Origin of the sequence: Seonamhaeicola sp. S2-3 (assembly GCF_001971785.1) — a bacterium.
Classification (GTDB): Bacteria; Bacteroidota; Bacteroidia; order Flavobacteriales; family Flavobacteriaceae; genus Seonamhaeicola.
Genome location: NZ_CP019389.1, coordinates 673,901 through 691,841 on the forward strand (window position 1 = coordinate 673,901; position 17,941 = coordinate 691,841).

Annotated in this window: 18 protein-coding genes; 10 read left to right on the forward strand and 8 right to left on the reverse strand. The window is 31.5% G+C overall.

The window, feature by feature from the left end; translation table 11 throughout:
- The first annotated feature begins 124 nt into the window (after positions 1–124).
- A complete protein-coding gene (gene groES, locus BWZ22_RS03225; protein WP_076697946.1) occupies positions 125–400 on the forward strand; it encodes a co-chaperone GroES in 276 nt (91 codons plus the stop codon).
- Positions 401–490: 90 nt separating this feature from the next.
- Entirely contained in the window at positions 491–2,122 is a 1,632-nt protein-coding gene (gene groL / locus BWZ22_RS03230) for a chaperonin GroEL (protein ID WP_076697947.1), read from the forward strand.
- 338 nt (positions 2,123–2,460) lie between these two features.
- Here groL and BWZ22_RS03235 read toward each other — a convergent pair whose 3' ends face one another.
- The 6 genes from BWZ22_RS03235 to xrtF form a co-directional block, all read right to left on the reverse strand.
- The gene (locus BWZ22_RS03235) at positions 2,461–3,738 is read right to left on the reverse strand and encodes a deoxyribodipyrimidine photo-lyase (protein WP_076697949.1); all 1,278 of its coding nucleotides are present in this window, start codon (positions 3,736–3,738) and stop codon (positions 2,461–2,463) included.
- Positions 3,739–3,753: 15 nt separating this feature from the next.
- A complete protein-coding gene (locus BWZ22_RS03240; RefSeq protein ID WP_076697950.1) occupies positions 3,754–4,101 on the reverse strand; it encodes a heavy-metal-associated domain-containing protein in 348 nt (115 codons plus the stop codon).
- Between the two features lie 41 nt (positions 4,102–4,142).
- A complete protein-coding gene (locus BWZ22_RS03245; protein ID WP_076697952.1) occupies positions 4,143–6,383 on the reverse strand; it encodes a TonB-dependent receptor in 2,241 nt (746 codons plus the stop codon).
- Between the two features lie 71 nt (positions 6,384–6,454).
- Positions 6,455–6,865, reverse strand: coding sequence for a hypothetical protein (locus tag BWZ22_RS03250; RefSeq protein ID WP_083692168.1), 411 nt, complete (start codon positions 6,863–6,865; stop codon positions 6,455–6,457).
- A gap of 57 nt (positions 6,866–6,922) precedes the next feature.
- Entirely contained in the window at positions 6,923–7,351 is a 429-nt protein-coding gene (locus tag BWZ22_RS03255) for an exosortase F system-associated protein (protein ID WP_076697953.1), read from the reverse strand.
- A complete protein-coding gene (gene xrtF / locus BWZ22_RS03260; protein WP_076697955.1) occupies positions 7,344–7,895 on the reverse strand; it encodes an exosortase family protein XrtF in 552 nt (183 codons plus the stop codon). Before xrtF ends, BWZ22_RS03255 begins: the two co-directional genes overlap by 8 nt.
- A gap of 75 nt (positions 7,896–7,970) precedes the next feature.
- On the opposite strand from xrtF, the gene BWZ22_RS03265 reads away from it, so the two are divergent.
- From BWZ22_RS03265 to def, 8 genes are all read left to right on the forward strand, one after another.
- Positions 7,971–8,426, forward strand: a complete 456-nt coding sequence (locus tag BWZ22_RS03265; RefSeq protein ID WP_076697956.1) for a GAF domain-containing protein — start codon at positions 7,971–7,973, stop codon at positions 8,424–8,426.
- A gap of 166 nt (positions 8,427–8,592) precedes the next feature.
- Positions 8,593–10,125 (forward strand): bifunctional phosphoribosylaminoimidazolecarboxamide formyltransferase/IMP cyclohydrolase, encoded by a 1,533-nt coding sequence (purH, locus tag BWZ22_RS03270; protein ID WP_076697958.1) that lies wholly within the window; start codon positions 8,593–8,595, stop codon positions 10,123–10,125.
- Between the two features lie 158 nt (positions 10,126–10,283).
- A complete protein-coding gene (locus BWZ22_RS03275) occupies positions 10,284–11,312 on the forward strand; it encodes a rod shape-determining protein (RefSeq protein ID WP_076697959.1) in 1,029 nt (342 codons plus the stop codon).
- A gap of 11 nt (positions 11,313–11,323) precedes the next feature.
- On the forward strand, positions 11,324–12,136 hold the full coding sequence (gene mreC / locus BWZ22_RS03280; protein ID WP_076697961.1) for a rod shape-determining protein MreC: 813 nt from the start codon (positions 11,324–11,326) through the stop codon (positions 12,134–12,136).
- The gene (locus BWZ22_RS03285; protein ID WP_076697962.1) at positions 12,129–12,635 is read left to right on the forward strand and encodes a rod shape-determining protein MreD; all 507 of its coding nucleotides are present in this window, start codon (positions 12,129–12,131) and stop codon (positions 12,633–12,635) included. The genes mreC and BWZ22_RS03285 overlap by 8 nt, the downstream gene beginning before the upstream one ends.
- The gene (gene mrdA, locus BWZ22_RS03290) at positions 12,632–14,548 is read left to right on the forward strand and encodes a penicillin-binding protein 2 (RefSeq protein WP_076697964.1); all 1,917 of its coding nucleotides are present in this window, start codon (positions 12,632–12,634) and stop codon (positions 14,546–14,548) included. Before BWZ22_RS03285 ends, mrdA begins: the two co-directional genes overlap by 4 nt.
- Before the next feature lie 14 nt (positions 14,549–14,562).
- On the forward strand, positions 14,563–15,837 hold the full coding sequence (rodA, locus tag BWZ22_RS03295) for a rod shape-determining protein RodA (protein WP_076697965.1): 1,275 nt from the start codon (positions 14,563–14,565) through the stop codon (positions 15,835–15,837).
- 33 nt (positions 15,838–15,870) lie between these two features.
- On the forward strand, positions 15,871–16,506 hold the full coding sequence (def, locus tag BWZ22_RS03300) for a peptide deformylase (RefSeq protein ID WP_076697967.1): 636 nt from the start codon (positions 15,871–15,873) through the stop codon (positions 16,504–16,506).
- Between the two features lie 66 nt (positions 16,507–16,572).
- Here def and gldC read toward each other — a convergent pair whose 3' ends face one another.
- Together gldC and gldB are read right to left on the reverse strand one after the other, a co-directional pair.
- Positions 16,573–16,908, reverse strand: coding sequence for a gliding motility protein GldC (gldC, locus tag BWZ22_RS03305; RefSeq protein WP_076697968.1), 336 nt, complete (start codon positions 16,906–16,908; stop codon positions 16,573–16,575).
- Positions 16,908–17,870 (reverse strand): gliding motility lipoprotein GldB, encoded by a 963-nt coding sequence (gldB, locus tag BWZ22_RS03310; protein WP_076697970.1) that lies wholly within the window; start codon positions 17,868–17,870, stop codon positions 16,908–16,910. The genes gldC and gldB overlap by 1 nt, the downstream gene beginning before the upstream one ends.
- Positions 17,871–17,941 lie beyond the last annotated feature (71 nt).

The following is a 17,941-nucleotide window of genomic DNA, read 5'->3' on the forward strand; positions in this document are numbered from 1 at the left end:
CATTTTTTTTATACCTACCACTAAAAAAACAAGCCTGTAAGTTTGTCAGGTATTTACCATTGGCACATTTTTAGCATAACGCTAAAGCGTTAAATTAATCAATAAATAAAAAATATATAGAAAAATGGGACTAAACATTAAGCCATTAGCAGACAGAGTTGTTATTGAACCTGCTGCAGCAGAAACAAAAACAGCATCAGGTATTATTATACCAGACAACGCAAAAGAAAAACCACAAAAAGGAACCATAGTTGCTGCTGGACCTGGTACAAAAGACGAACCTATTACTGTTAAGGTTGGTGATACCGTTTTATATGGTAAATATGCAGGAACAGAGTTAAAACTAGAAGGTAACGATTATTTAATTATGCGAGAAAGCGATATTCTTGCTATTGTATAATTTAAGCTATTATAAGCTCAATTAAAATTAATTATTAATTCTTATAGCCAATAGCCCAAAGCTAAAGGCAAAAAGCAAAATTTTTAAAAAATGGCAAAAGACATAAAATTTGATATTGAAGCACGCGACGGATTAAAACGCGGTGTAGATGCATTAGCAAATGCAGTTAAAGTAACATTAGGCCCTAAAGGAAGAAACGTAATTATTTCTAAAAGCTTTGGAGCGCCTTCTGTAACAAAAGATGGTGTTTCTGTAGCAAAAGAAATAGAATTAGAAGACGCTCATGAAAACATGGGGGCACAAATGGTTAAAGAAGTAGCTAGTAAAACCAACGATTTAGCTGGTGATGGTACTACTACTGCTACCGTTTTAGCTCAAGCTATTGTAAAAGAAGGCTTAAAAAACGTAGCTTCTGGCGCTAACCCAATGGATTTAAAACGCGGTATAGATAAAGCTGTTGAAGCTATCACTACAGATTTAGAAAATCAAGCGCAAAAAGTAGGTAACTCTTCTGAAAAAATAAAACAAGTAGCTGCTATTTCTGCTAACAATGATGACACTATTGGTGAGTTAATTGCTCAAGCTTTTGAAAAAGTTGGTAAAGAAGGTGTTATTACTGTTGAAGAAGCAAAAGGAATGGACACCTATGTTGATGTTGTTGAAGGTATGCAGTTTGATAGAGGTTACCTTTCTCCTTACTTCGTAACAGATTCAGATAAAATGATTGCCGATTTAGAAAATCCATACATCCTTTTATTTGATAAAAAGATTTCTAACTTACAAGAAATTCTTCCAATCTTAGAACCAGTAGCACAATCTGGTCGCCCTCTATTAATCATTGCTGAAGATGTTGATGGACAAGCATTAGCTACTTTAGTAGTTAACAAATTACGTGGTGGTTTAAAAATTGCTGCTGTAAAAGCTCCTGGATTTGGAGACAGACGTAAAGCTATGTTAGAAGACATTGCTATTTTAACTGGCGGAACTGTTATTTCTGAAGAAAGAGGATTTACTCTAGAAAATGCAGACCTATCTATGCTAGGAACTGCTGAAACTGTAACTGTTGATAAAGACAACACTACAATTGTTAACGGTTCTGGAGATAATGAAGCTATTAAAGCAAGAGTAAACCAAATTAAAGCGCAAATTGAAACTACCACTTCAGATTACGATAAAGAAAAGCTACAAGAGCGTTTAGCTAAATTAGCTGGTGGTGTTGCTGTACTTTATGTTGGTGCCGCTTCTGAAGTTGAAATGAAAGAGAAAAAAGACCGCGTTGATGATGCTTTACATGCAACTAGAGCTGCTGTAGAAGAAGGCATTGTTGCTGGTGGTGGTGTTGCATTAGTTAGAGCAAAAACTGTATTAGAGAAACTAACTACCGATAATTTAGATGAAACAACAGGTGTTCAAATTGTAAATAAAGCTATTGAAGCTCCTTTACGTACTATTGTTGAAAACGCAGGTGGCGAAGGTTCTGTAGTAATCAACAAAGTATTAGAAGGTCAAAAAGACTACGGTTACGATGCCAAATCTGAAGAATATGTTGATATGCTTAAAGCAGGAATTATAGATCCTAAAAAAGTAACACGTATTGCTTTAGAAAATGCGGCTTCTGTTGCTGGAATGATTTTAACTACCGAGTGTGCTTTAATCGATATTAAAGAAGATGCTCCTGCTGCACCTGCAATGGGAGGTGGTGGTATGCCAGGTATGATGTAATCGAGAGCTTGGATAAGCAAAAACTTCTCACTCAAACTTTAAAATTTTTAGTGAGATGTAGATATAAAAAAACGCTTCAAAAAATATTTGAAGCGTTTTTTATTTGAGTGTAATCTTGATTATTCATATCCTTGAATTAATTTACGCTATAAAAATTACCCCAACAATAAAACCCTTTATGGTATAGTGAAATTATTCCTGTAAGATTAAAGAATGCGTTTAACGTGATACTTACTACAAGTAAATATTTTTATTACATTTCACTTACTTCTTTTCCGCTATTAATGATTAAAACTGAAGTCACGTAAATTTTGTTTATAAAGATTATATCAATCTAGTTATTGTAGACCTTCTTTATAAGTTGCAAGAGCTCTTTGTCTTGCGTACTTATGATCTACTATGGGTTCTGGGTAATCTGATGTTCCAAATTCTGGAATCCATTTTTTAACATATTCTAAGTTTTTATCAAACTTTTTTAACTGTTCTATAGGATTGAAGATTCTAAAATAAGGTGCCGCGTCACAACCTGTTCCTGCTGCCCATTGCCAATTTCCATTATTTGAAGCTAGCTCATAATCTAACAACTTTTTAGCAAAATAAGCTTCGCCCCTTCTCCAGTCAATTAGTAAATGTTTGCATAAAAAACCCGCTGTTATCATTCTTACACGGTTGTGCATATAACCTGTTTTATTTAATTGACGCATACCAGCATCTACCATAGGATATCCTGTTTTTCCTTCACACCACTTTTTAAATTCAGCTTTATTATTGCGCCATGGTACACCATCGTATTTCGATTTAAAATTTCTTGTTACCACATGCGGAAAATGATACAATATTTGCATAAAAAACTCACGCCAAATTAACTCGCTTAAAAACACGCTATTGTTTTTATTTAGCTTATTAATTATTTCTCTAATACTTACAGTACCAAAACGTAAATGCGGACTTAAATAACTGGTAATATCGGCATCTGGAAAATCACGCTTTTCTTTATAAACACCTAAATGATTTAAATTATAATCTCTAACTTGTATAGAAGAAGCTTTAAAACCTATATCGCTTAATGTTGGAAAAACATGTGTTGTATTTAGAAATTTATTGGTATTTGCTATTTTTTCAGGTGTTTTATGTTTATAAACATCTAACCACTTGTTTTTATAGGGCGTAAAAACAGTATATGGCTTACCATCATTTTTTAAAACGTCGTTTTCCTCATGAATTACCTGATCTTTAAAAGTGCTAAAAACAATGCCTTTTTCTTTTAAAATTTCGGCTATTTTAACATCTCTATTTATAGCATATGGTTCATAATCTTTATTAGAAAAAACGGTTTTAATTTGATAGTTTTCTGCTATTTGTTTCCAAATATCAAGTGGCTTCCCTTTTAAAACTAAAAGTGATGTTTTATAATTTTGAAGCTGTTTATTTATCAGTTTTAGTCTTTGGTAAATAAAATTTACTCTAGCATCATCTTTGGATAATTCATTTAAAATATTTTCATCAAAAATAAAAACACAAAGCACTTTCTGATTACTAGAAAGTGCTTTGTTTAATGCGGTATTATCATGAAGTCTTAAATCTCTTCTAAACCAAAAAACTGATATTTCAGCCATATATTTCCTTAATTGTTAATGTGCTTCTTTAACCTCTATGTCACGATATTTACAACATGGGTGTACAGAATTATAAGCCTCATCTGTTGCTTTTTTATCTTTTACATCGTGCCCTACAGCTAGTATATTTGCTTCAATATCTTTAAGATTAGTTTTACGTTCATCAAAAATCAATTTTAACTCATGGGTATCAACATTCCATTCGGCCCATTTTACGCCTTTGGTATTTAAACATGCTTTTTCAATACGCGCTTTACACATACCGCAAACACCATCAACCTCTGTAGTTGCTTTGGCATTTTTGTTTTGTGCAAAGGTTGCGGTTCCTATTAGTAATAATGTAATTGTGATTAATTTTTTCATTTCTTTTTGTTTTATATGTTTTGGGGTTAAGGGTAATCTAGTTAATTAATTCTATATCGTAATCCTGCGTAATACATACTTCCAAAAATTGGACCATAAACAAAAGTGGAATCAAAATTAGCACCAAAGGGGTCATCTGTTCCTAAAATAGGATTTGATTGCCTAACATTGGTGATATTTTCACCACCTAAATATACTTCAAATTTAGGAGAAAACACTTTTGTAATTTGTGTATTAAGAGTTGCTACGGTTGGCGTTCTTTCTGGTAATTGATATTGCACTGGGTTGCTAGCAGTAGAAGCATACCGCTGATTACTTAACCAATTATAAGTAACATCAAATTTCCAACGGCTTGTTGCACCTTCTTCACGATTTGTTATATACCCTATGTTAGCAAAAAACCTATGTTTAGGTGTTAATGGTTTTTCTAATTTTCCAGAATTATAATCGGTTTTTACTTCATAATACTTATAGGCGGTACGTAAATCTACTCCTTCAAAAGGTGTGTAGTTTATTTCTGTTTGAAAACTATTGGCATAACTTTTACCATCAAGATTATAAAAATTAATCTCGGTAGGTGTTTCCCAATCTACTACTACTTGATTTTTAAAATCGGTTTTATAAAAATCGAAAGTAACATCTCCCTTTCTTCCCAAAAAATTAAACCCTTGTAAATAAGACACACCATAATTCCATGCAATTTCAGGATCTAATCCGTAAACAGCACCACCAGTATTTAAAATATTAATTTGTCTAGAGGTTGAGAACATTTGTTGGTTTTCGGTGAAAATATTGGCACTTCGTTTACCTCTACCAAAAGAAGCTCTAAAAGCCGATTTACTCCAAGGCGAATAACGCACATGCACACGAGGTGTAACAAATGTACCTAATAAATTATGATGATCTATACGCACACCTGCCGTAAGATTTAGTAACTCTAAATTATCATAACTATATTCAAAAAACGCTCCTACTGAATTTTCGGTACGCTCATAATCTGTTGTATTTACAAATTCGTTATAATGATCATAAGTATAACTTACTCCTGTTTTTATTTTATTACGAGAATCACTTATTATTGAATTATAAATGGCATTGGCATACAAACTATTATGCGTTATATTGTATTCATTTAAGCCAAAATATGACTTTTGTTCATGACTACTAAAAGCGGTTTGCACCCCTAAACTTTGCCAAGGTACATTAGGGTTTACATAACCAAATTTAGCTGATACTTCATAGCGCTTGGTATCTATTTCGCTTCCCCAATAGTTTGTTGTTAACTTGTCGGTATTTGGATTAAAATCTAATTCGCCAGTTTGTTTTTCATCATTTAAAAATTTCAAATTTATAAAACTAACAAAGCCCTTATTAGCATCTGTATACTGCCAGCGGTTCATTATATTTATTTGGTTATAGAGTGGCATATCTAAAAAACCATCATCATTAACATCGTGTTTTGCTTGGTGTGAATTACCATGAATATACAAACCTGTGTTCCATTTATCAGATACCTTAGTATTTATATGAGTATTAATTTCAAAACGCTCACTACTTGCTCCATATAAGTTCACAAAGAAAGCATCATCAGTTGTAGGCTTTACAAGTTCTACATTTATTTGTCCTGCAATACTTTCAAAACCATTAACTACACTACCAGCTCCTTTGGTAATTTGTATACTCTCTACCCACGTACCTGGAATAAAACTTAAACCAAAAGCCTGTGATGCCCCACGAATGGACGGAATATTTTCGGTAGCTATTAAAATATAAGGACTTGTTAATCCTAACATTTTTATTTGGCGTGTTCCTGTAATGGCATCGGCAAAATTGACATCTATAGACGGATTTGTTTCAAAACTTTCTGAAAGGTTACAACAAGCTGCTTTTAGCAATTCGTCACTACTTACCGTAAGGGTATTGGTTGCTTTTAAGTAAGACTTTGCAGTTGCTTGCTTTCTTGAAGTTATTGTTACAGCATCTAAATTATCTGTTGGTTGTAAATAATGTTTAATAGTTTTAGGTGCTGTAATAGTTAGTGTATCGGTTTTATACCCAACATAACTTATAACTAACTTGGTGTATTCTTTTTTATATTGAAGGGTAAATTCTCCATCAATATTAGTCACAGTTCCAACTTCTGTACCTAACCAATATACATTAGCACCTGCTAACCTTATATTTTTATTTTGTGTATTTGCTTCTAATATTACACCACTAATTTGCTCTTGTGCACTAAATAGTAGTGGCATTAGAAACAACATATATAATAATTGTTTCATTTTTATGTATTTGATTTAATAACATTGTTTTTAAAATTTCTACTCTTGCGGAAATGAAAAATATGCTTAAATCAAATCAAAAAAACTTGGTCTAAAACTAAAATATCGGATATTAATTTTGGTGGGGTATAATCTTTATGTGGTATGGTTTGCTTTGGCAAACTTTCAAAAAGATTATGATAAGTATAAACAAATGATGTTATGAACAATTGCTGTTCAAAATCTAAATCGTCAAAAGACTTTATAAGCTCATCCTGTCCTTTAATAACATCTACTTCATCTTTACAGCAATGTTTTTTTGTAATTTTTTGTGAAGCTAATTCTTGTGATTCCATAGCACATTTTTCAGCCCCAGTAAATAGAGCAACATCTACTAAAACATCACCACAATAGTGTTTTTCAATGGTAAAAGACACCGTTGAAAACAACACTAACAATGCTAAAGTAACTGAAAAACTTTTATGTAAAAATGCTTTTATCACAGTACAAAAATACAAAACCTATATTTTATATACCCGTTTTATTAAATGATTAACATTTTACTTCCTTATTTTATTGTAATAAAAAGCAGGTAATAACAATAACAAAATAATAGGTTGAATTAAAAACCTTCGTACATTAAAAAACATGTAATAGTCTTCTTGTTTTGGATTTATAACAAAATATAAATAAATAAAAAGTAAAATAACAAAGGCTATAACATAAACTAAAACAGAAAACTTAATAACACCTTTATCTTTAAAAACAACAAATAAAATAGCTAACGATATTATAGTATTTAACACATAACGAAGTGTTGTAAAAGCTACAAGTTTAGCAACTTCTCGTCTAGGACTATCAACATATAAATAATCATTTTGAAAAAACACCAAATAAGGATCATAAAATAAATCATTCTCAAAAATCCGGATTAAAACAAGTAACCCAAAAAGCACAAACAGCAAAATGTATTTGGTTAAATTACTCATGTGCTGTCTTAATTTTAGAAAACCTATTCACCCAAAAAATCCATAATAAAAACACCATTCCATAAATAATAGCTGGAAAAACAACCGTATGTAAAACATGTTGTTTTTCAGGGTAATGATACAAACCAAGAGATAACAACACTATTCTTAATAAATTAACCACATAAATTAACACACTACCAGAAAGTAAAAACAAAAAAGTGGTTTTAAATGTTCCAGAAAAAGCAATTATAAAAGAAACAAACAAAATAATAACACTAATTGAATTGCAACCTTCAATAACCCTACCCAAATAGTTTCCATTTACAATTACTTTCATAGAAGGTTCATCGGGGTGCGGTTGCACTTCTGAATTATAACCTAAAATATTTATTATTGCTTCAGTTTGTATAGCAACCAAATTAGTAACGTAATCTGGATAAAATTTTGAACCATCAGACACTTGTAAATACCAACTATATAGTAATGAAAACCCAATGTAAACCAATAAAAACTTAAAAATAAACTTTATTACCGCTTTATATTTTATAAGAAGTGTTTTCAATAAAAATATTTTATGAATCTGAGTACCGAAATTACACCTTTTTAAATACTTTTACTCAAAAATTGAAATTAAAATATGAATTTTGAGCAGCTAAAACCCGAAGTTGACAACATTATTTCTAAAACAGAACTTAGTGTTAATAACAAATTACTAGCTATTTGTAAACTGCTAGAAAAACACATTGAATACTATAATTGGGTTGGGTTTTATTTTAGAAACGGAGATAAAGAAGAATTAGTATTAGGCCCCTATGTTGGTGCACCAACAGACCATACAGTAATTCCTTTTGGCAAAGGTATTTGTGGGCAAGTAGCTGTAAGTAACCAAAATTTTGTAGTTCCCGATGTAGCTGCTCAAGATAATTATATTGCTTGTAGCATTACGGTTAAGGCAGAAATTGTAATCCCCATTTTTGTAAACGGTAAAAATATCGGTCAGATTGATATAGATTCTAATACACCAGACCCATTTACTAAAGCAGACGAACGTTTTTTAGAGTTTGTTTGCCAAAAAGTAGCTGAAATTTTATAGTTGTTAATAACTTCCGTTTTTGGTTAAAAAAACATTGCTTTTTTTATAGTTGTTGCGTTTATTTTTTGGTTCAAATAGTTACTTTTGCACTTTATTAAAAATTTAACCATAAAATAATCTTAAATACTCATTACCACAACAATAAGTATTTAAAAAACAAACAGGAATGAGCAACGAAAAAACTATCAAATCTGCCCTAATTTCAGTATTCAGTAAAGACGGTTTAGAACCTATTGTAAAAAAATTAAACGAACAAGGTGTTACCATTTATTCTACTGGTGGAACCGAAAAGTTCATTAACGATTTAGGCATAAATGTTGTTCCTGTTGAAGATGTAACTTCTTATCCTTCAATTCTTGGAGGGCGTGTAAAAACACTTCATCCTAAAATTTTTGGAGGTATTTTAAATAGACAAAACCATGATGGTGATGTAGCTGAATTAGCAGAATATAACATCCCGCAAATAGATGTGGTTATTGTAGATTTATATCCGTTTGAAAAAACGGTTGCTTCTGGTGCTAGCAATCAAGATATTATTGAAAAAATAGATATAGGTGGTATTTCTTTAATTAGAGCCGCTGCAAAAAATTATGCCGATGTTGTTTGTGTATCATCAGTTGATGATTATGCCGAATTTTTAGAATTAATTACAGAGAAAAACGGAACCCTTTCTGAAGAAGACAGAAAACGTTTTGCTACCAAAGCTTTTAACGTATCGTCACATTACGACTCTGCTATTTTCAACTATTTTAATCAGAATCACGAAATAGCTGCTTTAAAAGTAAGCGAAACCAAAGGCAAAGCATTGCGTTACGGAGAAAACCCACACCAAAAAGGTTTTTTCTTCGGAAATTTTGATGAACTTTTCACAAAACTTCACGGTAAAGAATTGAGTTATAACAATCTTTTAGATGTTGATGCTGCTGTAAATTTAATGTTAGAATTTAAAAATGATGCACCAACATTTGCTATTTTAAAACATAACAACGCCTGTGGTTTAGCTCAAAGAGACACTTTAAAACAAGCGTATATTGATGCATTGGCCGGAGATCCAGTTTCTGCCTTTGGTGGTGTTTTAATTAGTAATAAAGAAATTGATTTGGCTACCGCCGAAGAAATTCACAAATTATTCTGTGAAGTTGTAATAGCACCTTCTTTTAACACAGAAGCTTTAGAATTGTTAAAAGGTAAAAAGAACAGAATTTTACTTAAAATTCATGATGTAGAAATGCCTGCAATGAATGTAAGAAGTTGTTTAAATGGCGTTTTATTACAAGACAGAAACAATGTAACCGATACAGCTGCCGATTTGAAAAATGTTACCAACATAGCTCCTACCGACGCTCAAATTGAGGATTTATTATTTGCATCAAAAATTTGTAAGCATACAAAATCTAACACCATTGTTTTAGCAAAAAACAAACAACTTTGCGCTAGCGGAACCGGACAAACTAGTCGTGTTGATGCTTTACAACAAGCCATCCATAAAGCCAATTCTTTTAATTTCGATTTAAATGGAGCTGCTATGGCTAGTGATGCGTTTTTTCCTTTCCCAGATTGTGTAGAAATAGCAAAAAAAGCTGGTATTACTTCTGTTATACAACCTGGTGGTTCTATAAAAGACCAATTAAGTATTGATTATTGTAATGAAAATGATGTAGCTATGGTAATGACTGGCACGCGTCATTTCAAACATTAAAAAGTTAATTAGCAAGTCTAAAAACCGATAAAAAACGTATAAGAATGATACGCCTAAAATTATTAGCATTTTCGGTGCTTGTATAGCGTATATTTTTATTAACTTTTATTACATTTACAAGATTTCAATTACTAACTTAATAAAACCACTAAAAATACATGGGCTTTTTTGACTTCCTAACCGAAGAAATTGCAATAGATTTAGGTACAGCCAATACGCTAATTATCCATAATGATAAAGTTGTTGTTGATTCTCCTTCCATTGTAGCTAGAGACAGAGTTACGGGAAAAATAATTGCAGTAGGACAGGAAGCAAGCTTAATGCAAGGTAAAACCCATGAAAATATTAAAACCATTCGTCCTATAAAAGATGGTGTTATTGCAGATTTTGATGCTTCTGAACAAATGATAAGTATGTTTATTAAAAACATACCTGCATTAAAAAAGAAGTTTTTTACACCTGCTCTTAGAATGGTTATTTGTATCCCTTCTGGCATTACCGAAGTAGAAATGCGAGCCGTAAAAGAAAGTGCAGAACGTGTAAACGGTAAAGAGGTTTACCTAATACACGAACCTATGGCAGCTGCTATTGGTATTGGAGTTGACATTATGCAACCAAAAGGAAATATGGTGGTTGATATAGGTGGTGGTACCACTGAAATTGCTGTAATTGCTTTAGGTGGTATTGTATGTGATAAATCGGTTAAAATTGCGGGAGATGTATTTACAAATGACATTGTATATTACATGCGCACACAACATAACTTGTATGTAGGTGAGCGTACTGCTGAAAAAATTAAAATTCAAATTGGAGCCGCAACCGAAGATTTAGAATTACCCCCAGAAGACATGAGTGTTCAAGGACGTGATTTATTAACCGGTAAACCAAAACAAGTTTCTATATCGTACAGAGAAATTGCCAAAGCCTTAGATAAATCAATACTTCGTATTGAAGATGCCGTAATGGAAACCTTATCTCAAACACCTCCAGAATTAGCTGCTGATATTTATAATACAGGAATATATTTAGCTGGTGGTGGTTCTATGTTACGTGGTTTAGATAAACGTTTGTCTCAAAAAACAGACCTTCCGGTTTATATTGCCGAAGACCCATTACGTGCGGTAGTTAGAGGTACAGGTATTACACTTAAAAATTTAGATAAATACAAAAGTGTATTGATAAAATAGGGCGTTAGAACATGCAACAGATTATAAATTTTATAATACGGAATAAAAACTTTCTGTTGTTCTTATCGCTATTTTTCATCTCAATTGTATTTACAATACAATCGCACTCTTACCATAAAAGTAAATTTATAAATTCTGCTAACTTTTTAAGTGGAGGCGTTTATAACTCTTTAAATAATTTTAGTGAGTATTTAAGTTTAAAATCTCAAAACAAACTACTTGCTGAAGAAAATAACAGACTACGCGAACAACTTTTCAACATAAATACAACTAAAGATTCTACTTTTACAAATACGACCTCTTCTGGTAAACTATATAAATTTTATTCTGCCAATGTTATCAAAAACAGCTATTCTTTAACAGATAATATTCTTTTAATAAATAAAGGTCAAAGAGATAGTTTAAAACAAGATTTTGGTGTTATAACAACCAAAGGAATTGTTGGTATTGTTGACAAAACCAGCAACCAGTTTGCTACAGTAATTTCTATTTTAAATTCAACTAGTAAAATTAGTGCTGGATTAAAAAAAACCAATCACTATGGATCATTAGAATGGAATGGGGAGAATCCACAAATAGTTCAATTAGTAGATATTGCCATAAACGCTAATGTTAAAAAGGGAGATACCATCATCACGTCTGGGCAATCTTCAATTTTTCCAAAAGGTATTCTTATTGGCACCATTGAAGATTATAAACATGATATAGCCGAAAACTTTTATGAAATAAACGTAAAACTGTTTAACGACATGACTAACCTAGAACATGTTTATGTTATTGAAAATATTCATAAAGAAGAAATTAATAGTCTTATAAATGAATAACAGTTTAACCGGACATATCATCAGGTTTTTTGCACTTGTTTTTGCACAAGTCTTAATTTTTAACCACGTTAATTTTTTAGGCTACATAAACCCTTATGTTTATATTTTGTTTATTGCTTTTTTTCCTGTAAAAAACAATAGGCCGTTATTTATTTTTTCAAGTTTCCTACTAGGTTTATCTATAGATTTGTTTTTAGATACAGGTGGCATACATGCAGCTGCAAGTGTACTTGCTGCTTATATGAGACCCGTAATTTTAAAATCCTCATTTGGTACAGTTTATGAATACCAAAGTGTAAGGTTTAATGCCGTAAGCTTTGGGGTTAAAATCACATATATAACACTATTAGTTATTGCACACCACCTTGTTTTATTTTCATTAGAAATTTTTAGCATTTCTAAAATACTTTTAATCCTTCAAAAAACGTTATTCTCTAGTATATTTACTATTTTATTAAGCATTATAATATCCATTATTTTCAGTAGAAACAATAAATGAGACAATTTTTACTTTTTGGTTCTGTAATTCTTGTTGGAGTTTTGTTTATTTCAAGGTTATTTTATCTTCAAATTTATTCTTTTGAAGGTCAAGATTTATTTGAAGACAACGCCATTAGAAAAGTATACGATTACCCCAAACGAGGTTTTGTATACGACAGAAACGGAAAACTACTAGTTTCAAATCAACCATCTTACGATGTAATGGTGATACCCAGGGAGGTAAAACCTCTAGACACTTTAGAATTTTGCTCGCTTTTAAAAATTAGTAAAGAACAATTTATTCAAAAATATCAAAAAGCATATCGTTATTCACCAAGATTACCTTATGTTTTTGTTTCGCATTTATCTAAAGAAGACTATGCTGTTTTACAAGAAAAAATGCGAAAATTTGAAGGGTTTTATATTCAAAAACGTTCCTTAAGAGATTATCAAACCAAAGTAGGTGCCAATGTTTTAGGCTTTATTGCAGAAGTAAATCAAAGCCAAATGCAGAACAATCCATATTACAAAATGGGTGATTTAATAGGCAAACAGGGGGTTGAATTATCTTATGAAAAGGAATTACGAGGAGTAAAAGGAATTAAATTTATTCAAAAAGACCGGTTTAATAGAGATATAGGACCTTATAAAGATGGAAAATTTGACACCATTCCTCAACAAGGTAAAGACATTACTATTACCATTGACACCCAATTACAGGAGTATGGCGAATTGTTGATGCGAAATAAAAAAGGAGGCATTGTAGCTATTGAACCCAAAACAGGCGAAATTCTTTCTTTGGTATCTGCTCCATCATACAACCCTAATTTATTAGTAGGAAGAAAACGCTCTAAAAACTACACAAAACTCTATAGAGACAGTATTCACCTACCTCTTATAGATAAAGGTTTATTAAGAGTCCATGAGCCTGGGTCTCCATTTAAAACATTAGTTGCTTTGGCTGCACTCCAAGAGCAAGCTATCACTCCAGAAACCACCGTAACATGTACTGGTGTTTATCATTATGGAAGACGTGGTAAAATGGGATGTCACTGTGGTGGTGGAATAAGAGATTTAAGAAAAGGTATTGCCAAATCTTGTAATTCATATTTTGCAACAGCTTTTAGAAAAACTATAGATTTATATCCAGATGCAAGTAAATCTATGGACAAATGGAGCAAACACATTAAAAGTTTTGGCTTAGGACAATATTTAGGAACCGATTTACCCATTGGGAAAAAAGGAAATATTCCTAATGGTGCCTATTACGATAAATGGTATCCAGACTTTAAATGGGGTGCAACCACGGTTATTTCTAACTCCATTGGACAGGGGGAAATTTTAGTAACTCCTATTCATTTAGCTAATATGACTGCAGCTATAGCCAATAGAGGATATTACTATACACCACATATTATTAAATCTATTGGAAATGAGCCTATTGATGAAAAATTCACAACCATTAGGCATACTACTATAGATAAAAAATATTTTGAACCAGTAATAGAAGGCCTTTTTGATGTGTACGACAATGGTGGTACCGCACATTTTTTACAAATACCAGGTATAGAAATTTGTGGTAAAACAGGAACTGCAGAAAACTTTACAGTTATTGATGGTGTTAGAACCCAATTAACAGACCATTCGCTATTCATTGCTTTTGCTCCTAAAGATGACCCTAAAATTGCCATTGCTGTTTTTGTTGAAAATGGTCACTATGGCTCTATTTATGCAGGTAGAATTGCTAGTTTAATGATTGAAAAATATATTAAAGGGCATACTACCAGAAAAGATTTAGAAAATTGGGTTTTAACACGTAGTTTAGAGTTTGAATATCAAAAACCTTATTTAGGTGAACCCTTTACTATAAACGACAGACGCGAAGAAATTGTGCCTATGCCTAAAGGATTATACACCGATAATAATCTGTAATAATTTACCATACAATGAGGCTAACAGATAGACATTTTAAATTTGATTGGATAACCATTATCCTGTTTCTATTATTGGTTAGTTTTGGGTGGTTAAATATTGCTTCTGCATCACATACTGGAGACACGCTAAATTATTTCGATTTTTCACAATCATACGGTAAACAACTCATTTTTATATTTTTAACCTTTGGTCTTATAGTTATACTTTTAGCCATAGACGCTAAGTTTTATGAACGTTTTTCTAGTGTTATTTACATTTTATCAATGCTATCACTAGTAGGTCTTTTTATATTTGGTAAAAATGTAAACGGCGCTACATCATGGTATGCCTTTGGCAGTTTTACTATTCAACCTAGTGAGTTTGCTAAAGCAGCCACAGCGCTTGCAGTAGCTAAACACATAAGTGACTTAAACACTAATATAAAAGTCTTTAAAGACCAACTAAAAACATTCACTATTATTGCAATTCCTGCATTACTAGTTTTATTACAAAATGACACCGGAAGCACCATTGTTTATGGTGCCTTCTTTTTTGTTTTATATAGAGAAGGCTTGCCAAAATACTATCTAACCATTGGAGTTTCTGCTTTAATTATAGCTATTTTAGCTCTAAAATTTGGAGCCATTTTTACATCAATTATAGCAGGTGTACTCATTTTTGTTTTCTATTTTTTTAATAAAAAGAAAATTAATTTTTTTCAGTCACTCTTTATTTTTATACTATCTGTAGGAATCTCTTATGGAGTAAAATTCTTTTACGAATCTATTTTAAAACCACACCAGCAAGACCGCATTAGTTTATGGTTACGCCTAGAAAAAGACCCCGCAAAACTAGAGCAAATGAAAAGAACATTTGCTTACAACTTAAACGAGTCTGAAAAAGCCATAAGATCTGGTGGTTTTAGTGGCAAAGGCTTTATGGAAGGTACCAGAACCACAGGTAAATTTGTACCAGAACAACATACCGATTATATTTTTAGTACTGTTGGCGAAGAATGGGGTTTTTTAGGTTCTTCTTTTGTTGTAATTCTGTTTGTTCTACTCATTTTAAGAATTTTACATTTAGCTGAATTACAAAAATCACAATTTAGTAGAGTGTATGGTTATGGTGTTGCCTCTATTATTTTTGTTCATTTTTTAATTAATATTGGTATGGTAATGGGGTTAATACCAACTATTGGCATTCCGTTACCTATGTTTAGTTATGGTGGCTCTGGGCTATGGGCTTTTACCATTTTAATATTTATCTTTATTAAATTAGATTCCAATCGTATAAACGAATGGTAGATAGATAAGTTGGCATTTAATTATTTTGCTTTAATGAAAAAAAGTTTCTTAATAGTTATTGGAATATTTTTAATTATTGGGTGTTCTAGTACTAAAAACGCTTCAAAAAGCAGTTTCTCTAAAACAGAAATTACGTTAATTACATCGGCCGATTCTTTAACCCCAATGCGTGTTTATAAAATTACCAACAAAAAAGATTCTGTTTTACTACGTACAAAAAGCACTTATATAAAACCCAATTCAAAAGATAAGGTGCAACAAATGTTAATTAAAAGACTATATGCTACAGTTACAGATAGTATGTCTTTAGGTGTTGGCATTGCAGCACCACAAGTTGGTATTTTAAAAAATATTATTTGGGTACAACGATTTGATAAAGAAAATTTTCCGTTTGAAGTGTATTTAAACCCCAAGATTACCAAATATTCTGAAGAAAAATTAACTGTAAAAGAAGGCTGCCTATCTATTCCTGATAGAACAGAAACTTTAAATTGTAGATCTAAAACTATTAATATTGAATATGACACCGCTAATGCTGAGCATAAAACTGAAACTATTGAAGGTTTTACATCTGTTATTTTTCAGCACGAAATAGACCATTTAAATGGTATCTTATATTTAGATCATTTAGACAAAGAAATTAACGACGCTAAACGCGTTAGGGATTGAAGCAAGTTACCGTGTAACGCGGAAAGCCCGCCCAAGCCTTAGCTTGGGAACGCCCTAATTATAATGTTACTTTTTAAGTTCTAACTTTTCGGCAAAATAATCGCAAAAATCTTTCATGGTAGCTGTCATTTTTTCGTCTTGCGTAGCTCTATTAAAGGTATTACTCATAGCAACTAAGGTTTGATGAAAAAACACTTTCATTTCATCAACTGGCATATCTTTAGTCCATAAATCTATACGTAAAGACTCTTGCGCTTTAGAATCCCAAACACTAAGCATCATGGCTTTAGATTCTTGGTTAGTGATACCGCCATCTTCTGCAGACCAAAATAGTTTTTCTGGCACTCTATTTTCATCTAATTCTACATTCAATTCTATCTTAGAGGTGTGTGTTTTAGGCATTATTTATTAGGTTTATATTTGGTGTTATTATAAATTTCTTCGGCACTGGTAATTAGCATTTTTTTAAGCGATACCTTATTTTGATTCATGTAAGCTCTAACCATTTTCCATCCGATATACTGCCCTAACCTACCTGGAGAATTGGCATCTATATCTTCTAAATAAAATTTGGTAAATGGTGCTGGGTTTATAAATCTGCTAGGTAATTTAGAATCTGTACTAAAAAGTAATTCGCGTTCTACAAAATAGCGCCATATATCACTCTCATTGATGTTTGCCCAATTTAGCTCATCTTTTGTGTACCCAATGCGTTGTGCTTCGGTTTTAAAAGGAATGATTACATCTTTAAAATACAACTGTTTTCCAAAGTATATCATTTCATCTAATAAGGTTTTATTTGGCGCTTGATGAATATATTTTTTGGCATATTCTGTAGCTAAATCAACTACTATTTGTTCTTTTTTAAAATGACTTTTAATATATTTAGGGATATTAGTATAGAACTCGTGATTGCTTCCTAAATAATTATCTAAAGCAATAATAGCAATAGTATCTGTTACTATGACTCTATTTCTGTAATCAACATCACTGGTAGTAGTAATAACTCTTGGTGGGTTAAATGCTTCAAAATAATATTTTATATGATTAAATAGTGATTCAATTTCAGCTTCTGTATCACTAAAATTGCTAAAGGTTTTATTTACCTCTGAAGATAACATTTGCTGTAATGTATCATTAATTTTAGCTAACCAAAACGAGTCTTTATATTTTTTTGAAAACATAAACGGATATGCTTTCTTTAATTTAGGAAGGGTTTCTGCATTGGTTTCTGCAAAAAATTGGTCAAATCTTTCAACTTCAACATCAATATTTATTTGTGCAATATCAGCTTCAAGTTGATTATTTTTTTTACATGAATATACAGTTACGGCTAATAATAAAAATAATAATAGGTTTTTCATATAAAACTTACTCGTTATAAATTTTTATTAATTAAGTGTTTCGTTTATTTTTGTTTACAAAGGTACTATTC

Bases quoted from the DNA above. Each gene is read 5' to 3' on its own strand.
- BWZ22_RS03240 (WP_076697950.1), bottom strand. From the start codon at position 4,101: ATGAAAAAATTAATCACAATTACATTATTACTAATAGGAACCGCAACC.
- BWZ22_RS03235 (WP_076697949.1), bottom strand. From the start codon at position 3,738: ATGGCTGAAATATCAGTTTTTTGGTTTAGAAGAGATTTAAGACTTCAT.
- gldB (WP_076697970.1), bottom strand. From the start codon at position 17,870: ATGAAAAACCTATTATTATTTTTATTATTAGCCGTAACTGTATATTCA.
- BWZ22_RS03265 (WP_076697956.1), top strand. From the start codon at position 7,971: ATGAATTTTGAGCAGCTAAAACCCGAAGTTGACAACATTATTTCTAAA.
- mreC (WP_076697961.1), top strand. From the start codon at position 11,324: ATGCAACAGATTATAAATTTTATAATACGGAATAAAAACTTTCTGTTG.
- BWZ22_RS03285 (WP_076697962.1), top strand. From the start codon at position 12,129: ATGAATAACAGTTTAACCGGACATATCATCAGGTTTTTTGCACTTGTT.
- BWZ22_RS03245 (WP_076697952.1), bottom strand. From the start codon at position 6,383: ATGAAACAATTATTATATATGTTGTTTCTAATGCCACTACTATTTAGT.
- groL (WP_076697947.1), top strand. From the start codon at position 491: ATGGCAAAAGACATAAAATTTGATATTGAAGCACGCGACGGATTAAAA.
- rodA (WP_076697965.1), top strand. From the start codon at position 14,563: ATGAGGCTAACAGATAGACATTTTAAATTTGATTGGATAACCATTATC.
- BWZ22_RS03275 (WP_076697959.1), top strand. From the start codon at position 10,284: ATGGGCTTTTTTGACTTCCTAACCGAAGAAATTGCAATAGATTTAGGT.
- def (WP_076697967.1), top strand. From the start codon at position 15,871: ATGAAAAAAAGTTTCTTAATAGTTATTGGAATATTTTTAATTATTGGG.
- BWZ22_RS03255 (WP_076697953.1), bottom strand. From the start codon at position 7,351: ATGAGTAATTTAACCAAATACATTTTGCTGTTTGTGCTTTTTGGGTTA.
- groES (WP_076697946.1), top strand. From the start codon at position 125: ATGGGACTAAACATTAAGCCATTAGCAGACAGAGTTGTTATTGAACCT.
- gldC (WP_076697968.1), bottom strand. From the start codon at position 16,908: ATGCCTAAAACACACACCTCTAAGATAGAATTGAATGTAGAATTAGAT.
- mrdA (WP_076697964.1), top strand. From the start codon at position 12,632: ATGAGACAATTTTTACTTTTTGGTTCTGTAATTCTTGTTGGAGTTTTG.
- purH (WP_076697958.1), top strand. From the start codon at position 8,593: ATGAGCAACGAAAAAACTATCAAATCTGCCCTAATTTCAGTATTCAGT.